Annotated in this window: 4 protein-coding genes; 3 read left to right on the forward strand and 1 reads right to left on the reverse strand. The window is 69.7% G+C overall.

Annotated elements, in window-relative coordinates; all coding sequences use genetic code 11:
- On the reverse strand, positions 1–2,498 hold a 2,498-nt coding region (locus KDL01_RS38180; protein WP_212533599.1), incomplete at its 3' end, for a sensor histidine kinase.
- 532 nt (positions 2,499–3,030) lie between these two features.
- On the opposite strand from KDL01_RS38180, the gene KDL01_RS38185 reads away from it, so the two are divergent.
- The 3 genes from KDL01_RS38185 to dapA all read left to right on the forward strand — a co-directional run bounded on the left by KDL01_RS38185 (position 3,031) and on the right by dapA (position 6,286).
- Positions 3,031–4,107: an ABC transporter substrate-binding protein gene (locus KDL01_RS38185; protein WP_212533600.1), complete on the forward strand. Its 1,077-nt coding sequence runs from the start codon at positions 3,031–3,033 to the stop codon at positions 4,105–4,107.
- Positions 4,108–4,259: 152 nt separating this feature from the next.
- Complete coding sequence (gene thyX, locus KDL01_RS38190) at positions 4,260–5,051, forward strand: FAD-dependent thymidylate synthase (RefSeq protein ID WP_246577567.1); 792 nt, start codon at positions 4,260–4,262, stop codon at positions 5,049–5,051.
- 338 nt (positions 5,052–5,389) lie between these two features.
- Positions 5,390–6,286 carry a 4-hydroxy-tetrahydrodipicolinate synthase gene (gene dapA, locus KDL01_RS38195; RefSeq protein ID WP_212533601.1) on the forward strand — a complete coding sequence of 299 codons (897 nt, stop codon included), beginning with the start codon at positions 5,390–5,392 and terminating at the stop codon, positions 6,284–6,286.
- Positions 6,287–6,299: the final 13 nt, after the last annotated feature.

A 6,299-nucleotide genomic window follows, 5' to 3' on the forward strand; every position in this document is an offset into this window, starting at 1 on the left:
GGCGCTGGACGAGGGACTGCGAACGGCGGGAGAGGTTGACGAACATCGAGTTGCCGTTCGCACGGAGCATCGCCTGCTCGGGCACTGGGGATGGAGCCGGTCTGGCCGAGGGCGCGCCGGCCCGGCTCTGAGCCGCTGGGCTCGCTGTCGAACTCGCTCGGCCCGGCGCTGCCGAGACCGGACGGCGGGGCGTCGGCCAGGGTGCGGGCGCCGCCGAGCGAACTGGCCAGCGGGTCACCGTAGGTGGGCAGCGACTCGGAGGGGAGCACCCCGCGACGGGGCAGCGCGCCGAGGTTGCGGACACCGGTGGCGGACAGCTCCGTCGCCGGAACCTGCTCCCCCTCGACACCCGCGAGCAGAGAGCTGGGCACGAGCACGAGGGCGGTGATGCCGCCGCCGGCCGAACGGCGCAGGCGTACCTGGATGCCGTGGCGGGTGGCCAGCCGACCGACCACGTACAGGCCCATGCGGCGGGAGATGGCGACGTCGATGACCGGCGGGTTGGCCAGCCGCTCGTTCGCGTCGTCGAGTTCCTCCGGCGTCATGCCGATGCCGGAGTCCTCGATCTCGAGCATGACGCCGCCGGTGTTGAGCGTGTTGGCGGTGACGGTGACCTTGGTCTCCGGCGCGGAGAACGAGGTCGCGTTCTCCAGCAGCTCGGCCACCAGGTGCACGAGGTCGTTGACGACGCGGCCGACGACGTTGGTGTCGGGCAGGTCGTGCAGGGCGACCCGCTCGTACTGCTCCACCTCGGACGCACCGGCGCGCAGCACGTCGAGCAGGCGCACCGCCTGGCTCCACTTGCGGCCCGGCTCCTCACCCGCGAGGACCAGCAGGTTCTCACCGTTGCGGCGCATACGGGTGGCGAGGTGGTCCAGCTTGAACAGGCTCGCCAGCTGGTCCGGGTCCTGCTCGCTGTTCTCGAGTTCGTCGATCAGGCGCAGCTGGCGCTGGACGAGGGACTGCGAACGGCGGGAGAGGTTGACGAACATCGAGTTGACGTTCGCACGGAGCATCGCCTGCTCGGACGCCAGGCGCACGGCCTGCTGGTGGACCTCGTCGAACGAACGCGCCACCTCGCCGATCTCGTCGGAGGAGGAGATCGGGATCGGTTCGACCCGGCTGTTCGCGTCGGCGGTGGCCGCGTCGGCGTCACGCAGCCGGCGGACCATCTCCGGCAGTCGGGTGGCGGCGATCTCCAGTGCGGCGGCCCGCAGCAGACCCAGCGGCCGGGTCAGCGACCGGGCCACCAGCAGCGTGCCGAGGAAGGAGAGCAGCAGCGCCGCGATGATGATGCCGATGTTGAGGTACAGGTCGCTGTCGGCCGAGTTCAGCAGGTTCTGCGAGTCGTTCATCATCTGCGTGATGGCCAGGGCCTGGACCGAGCGCAGGTCACCGATGGTGCCCGGCAGGTCCTCGTTGATCAGCGTGTCGCTCAGGTTGCTGGTGTTGTTCACCCAGGCCTGGTTGTTGTTCCCGGTGGTGCCCGACGTCGAGTTCTCCACCACGTTCAGCGCGGCGCTCACACCGGCCGAGGCGCCGGAGACCAGCGGCCCGGAGACGGTGGAGTTGAAGGACTGCACCAGCGACGGGGTCGCGGTCGCCTGGAAGTTCTGGTAGGCGGACTGGTACGAGGCCTGCGCGTCCTGGAGCAGGGAGACCTGGTCGCTCTGCACCAGCTCCGGGCTCAGCGCGCCCTGGACGTAGTTGACCTGGTCGGTGATGACCTCGGCGATGGACTCGGACTCGATCATCGAGTTGAGCGCCTGGAGCGTCTGGTTGTCCTGGGTGATCGACTGGTCCGAGGTACCGGCCGAGGTGGCCGAGATGACCGCGATGACGTCGTCGATCACGCTCGTGTAGGCGTTGAAGGTGACCGTGAAGACGGCCGAGTCCTTCGTGACCACGTCCCGGATCGAGGCGAGGTCCTGGGCGCGGCCGAGGGCCTCGGCCGCTGCGGTGCGCAGCTGCTCGGAGTACGAGGTGTCCTGGGCGACCGACTCGGCGATCGGCGTCAGGGCCAGGGCGGCCTGGCTGGTGGCGTTGACCGCGTCCTCGTACTGCGCGTAGAAGGAGTTGTCGTCGGCCCCGGTGCAGGCGCCGTTGTCCTTCGCGTTGGCCAGACAGATCGCCGCGTCCTCGCGCTCCTGCTGAATCGTCAGCAGGAGGAGCTCGACCTGGCTTGCCGTGCCGGCCTGGAACCGGGCGTGCTGGTAGTGCGAGCGATCCTGATACAGCGTATTGACTCGGGTTGCCGCTACTCCGATGGCGATGATCAGCGGGAAACACACGAGCAGGAAGAGCCTGTTGCGCACGCGCCAACTGCGCAGGGAGAAGCGTCCCGGCTGAGCGGGGGAGGCGTCGCGGGCGTTCGGCGCGGGCGGTGTCGGTCCCTGGGGGCGACCGCGCCGCCGCTCCGACGCGGCCGTGTCGACTCCGGCGCTGCGGGTACCGCCGGTGGCGGACTCGCGGCGCGGGGTCACGGGTCGTGTCTGCACTTGCCCTCACCAGATTCTGGCCGTGTCCTACGGCACGGGGCGGCCTTCCCGGCTGCCCGCACGCGCCGCGGTGCGGCATCGCTCGACCGTTCGAGCGCAGCGCTCGACGGTCCGTTCAGGAAACGCATTCCAGCACAGTCTCGGTGCCCCAGCCAAGACGGGGATGCCACAATTCGGAATCAACGTGGGAACAGAGTTCATATTCAGGGATAAAACGGACGACTTTACCAGGATTTCACCGACGCGCCTGGCGAATTACCGACACCCGGTGGAAGACTGCACCTGGTCCTGACCGATCTCGCGGACCAGGGACGTTATAGCGCTGACGGAAAGTCGCCGCATCACGACAAAGCGTAGCCAGGGTCTGTAGCTATATACCCGAGTTAATTACGCTCGACACAATCCCCGACGAAGCGCGTACCGTTCCGAAACCAATCCGTGCTGTTTCCGGGCCAGTATTCATGGTCACCCGGAAGTGGATTAGCATGACGCCGCTCATACGCGACGACGAGCCCGACCCGAGAGGTTTGACATGCCCCAGCCCATCGGAGCCCCGTGGAGCCCGGCGCGGCCGACCCGCCCGCGTGCCCGGCGCAGAAGCCTCGGCGCTCTCGGCCTGTCGTTGGCTCTCGCGGCCGTCACGGTCAGCGCGTGCAGCAGCAGCTCCGGCTCGGTGGAGACCCCTGATCTGAAGGTCGGCTACGTCAACGGCATGGGCGCCGCGACGTTCCTGATCGGTATGAAGGCCGGCTACTTCAACCAGAACGGCCTGAACGTCTCGTACCAGGAGTACAACTCCGACGTGGACCTGTCGAAGGCGCTCAAGGACGGTTCGGTCCAGATCGGCCTCGGTGACTACACCTCCGTCCTCGACACCCAGGCGTCCGGATCCATCGCCGGCTCGGTGCAGGTCGTCGGCGAGGCCTACAGCTCCGGCGACGACACCATCGGCCTGATCGCCCGTGCGAATTCCGGCCTGGCCAACGAGCCGGCCACGACCGTCGCGGCGGGGATCGCCAACGCGCACGTCTCGGTGGGCGTGCCCACCTACGACAGCCCCGAGTACGTGGCCCTGGCCGCGTGGGCCATGTCCGAGCAGACGCCGCTGCAGTACAAGATCGGCACGGTGCACCCGGTCACCGGCGACCCGGACCCGGCCGACACGGCCAAGCAGATCATCAGCGCCGTCTCCTCCGGCGCGTACTCCACCGGAGTGCTCCAGGAGCCCTACCTGACCCAGGCGCTCGAGACGGGCAAGGTCGTGGAACTGGCCAACCTGTCCTCGGGCACCGCGGCCGACATGCCCATCAGCGGCTACTTCGCGCTGACGAAGTTCACCGAGCAGAACCCGAACACGATCGCCACCTTCGACGCCGCCCTGGCGCAGGCTCAGACGGCCGGCTCCTCGCGGGTGGCCGTCGAGGACGCGCTCGAGACGCAGTCGATGACCAACGACCTCGCGGTGACCGTGCAGTTCGGCAACTTCCCGAGCACGGTGGTCCCGGCCACGATCGACAACGTGCTCACGCTGATGAACGGCGCCGGCCTGTCCACCGGCACGCTCTCCTCCGGCACGCTCACCAGCAGCGGCACCACCGTCACGAGCTGACACTCCGGCACGAGCCGGACGAGCACCGAGGGCCCCGCGGCGACGCGGGGCCCTCGTCGTCTCCGGCGGTGTCGGGCCCGGCGGCTAATCTGAGCCTCGACCGTTCAGTGTCAACCGTCATCGTGGTTGACAGCATTTCGAGGAGCCGCCGCATGTCGACGCAGCCGACCGCCACCTTCACCGCACCCGCGGCGGCCGACCCGGGCGCGGACGGGGCCGACGCGCCGGAGCGGGACGTGCGCTTCCGCTCGGACGTCGCGGTCGAGCTGGTCAAGTCCAGCGCCGCCGACGCGGACGTGCTCTTCGCCGCGCGCGTGTCCACCGCCGGCGAGAAGTCCCTGGACGAGGTCGGCACGGACGCCGAGCGCTCCGCCGGCCTCATCAACTATCTGATGCGCGACCGGCACGGCTCGCCGTTCGAGCACAACCAGTTCACCTTCTACGTCTCGGCGCCGATCTTCGTGTTCCGCGAGTTCATGCGCCACCGCACGTTCAGCTACAACGAGGAGTCCGGCCGCTACCGCCGGCTCGAGCCGGTCTTCTACCTGCCCGGCCCGGAGCGCAAGCTGGTCCAGGAGGGCAAGCCCGGCCGCTACGTGTTCGTCGACGGCAGCGCCGAGCAGCACGCGCTGGTCGAGACGGCCACCCGCCGGGTGTGCACCGAGGCGTACCACGCGTACCTGGAGATGCTCGAGGCCGGCGTGGCGCGCGAGGTGGCCCGCGGCGTGCTGCCGGTGTCCATCTACTCCTCCATGTACGCGACCTGTAACGCCAGGGCACTGATGCACTTCCTGTCGCTGCGCACCAAGCGCGAGGACTCGACCTTCCCCTCGTTCCCGCAGCGCGAGATCGAGATGGTGGCCGAGCGGATGGAGGAGCACTTCGCCCGCACCATGCCGCTCACCCACGCCGCCTGGAACCGCAACGGCCGGGTCGCGCCGTAGCCGAGCCGTAGCCGGCCGTTCGCCCACGTACGCCCGGTTGATCGCAACCGGTTCATGCGACGTCCACCCCATCGGATGAACTGGGCGGTCGCAACCGTGACCGCCGCCTGCCCCGGTCGTAGTTATGGGCAGGACCCCGCCGCGTCGAGACCCCCCGAACTCGGCGCGGCGGGTGTCCCTCCAGCCCTCGTGGACCCCGTCCGGACCCGGCGGACCCGTCACGGCTCGCGCGTGCGCACGCGCGAGCTGCGGCCGTCCTTCGCCCCGACACTCCCGCCACCGCTCCCGCCGGGCTTTCGACGGTGTGCTGCCATCGGCCCGTCCGGTAGCTTTATCCCATGGCGTCCTTCACCAGCTCCGTGCCCTTCGGTCGCGTCGTCACCGCGATGGTCACCCCCTTCACCGCAGACGGCGGTCTCGACCTCGACGGCGCACAGCAGCTGGCTCGGCAACTGGTGGACGCGGGCAGTACCGGACTGGTCGTCAACGGCACCACCGGCGAGGCCCCGACGACCACCGATGCCGAGAAGAGCGCGCTGGTGCGCGCGGTACTCGAGGCCGTGGGCGACCGGGCCCGGGTCATCGCGGGCGTGGGCACCAACGACACCCGGCACACGGTCGAGCAGGCCCTGGCCGCCGAGGGCGCCGGCGCGCACGCGCTGCTCGTGGTCACGCCGTACTACAGCAGGCCGCCGCAGGCCGGGGTGCAGGCCCACTTCGAGACCGTGGCCGACGCCACCGGACTGCCGGTCATGCTCTACGACATCCCGGGCCGCACCGCCACCCCGATCGAGACCGAGACGCTGCTGCGGCTGGCCGAGCACCCGAGGATCGTCGCGGTCAAGGACGCCAAGGGCGACCTGGGCGCCTCGAGCCGGGTCATGGCCGAGACCGGCCTCGTCTACTACTGCGGCGACGACATGCTCAACCTGCCCTTCGCCTCGATCGGCGCGGTCGGCACCGTCTCCGTCGTCTCCCACCTCGTCGGCGGCGAGCTGACCTCGATGTACGAGGCCTACTTCGCCGGGGACGTGGCCAAGGCCCGCGACATCCATCGGATGCTGCTTCCGGTGTACACGGGTGTGTTCCGCACCCAGGGGGTAATCACCATCAAGGCGGCGCTGCGCGCCCTGCGTCGGCCCGGCGGCCCGGTGCGGCTGCCGCTGGTGGAGCTGGACGCGGCCGGCCTGGCCACGCTGCGCGCGGACCTGGCCGCGGCCGGCATCGCCGTCTGACCCTCCCCCGTCT

It is taken from the genome of Actinospica durhamensis, assembly GCF_018139695.1.
GTDB lineage: Bacteria > Actinomycetota > Actinomycetes > Streptomycetales > Catenulisporaceae > Actinospica > Actinospica durhamensis.

What these genes read in the sequence shown, in the direction of transcription:
- thyX (WP_246577567.1), top strand. Translation starts at nt 4,260, where the DNA reads ATGTCGACGCAGCCGACCGCCACCTTCACCGCACCCGCGGCGGCCGAC.
- dapA (WP_212533601.1), top strand. Translation starts at nt 5,390, where the DNA reads ATGGCGTCCTTCACCAGCTCCGTGCCCTTCGGTCGCGTCGTCACCGCG.
- KDL01_RS38185 (WP_212533600.1), top strand. Translation starts at nt 3,031, where the DNA reads ATGCCCCAGCCCATCGGAGCCCCGTGGAGCCCGGCGCGGCCGACCCGC.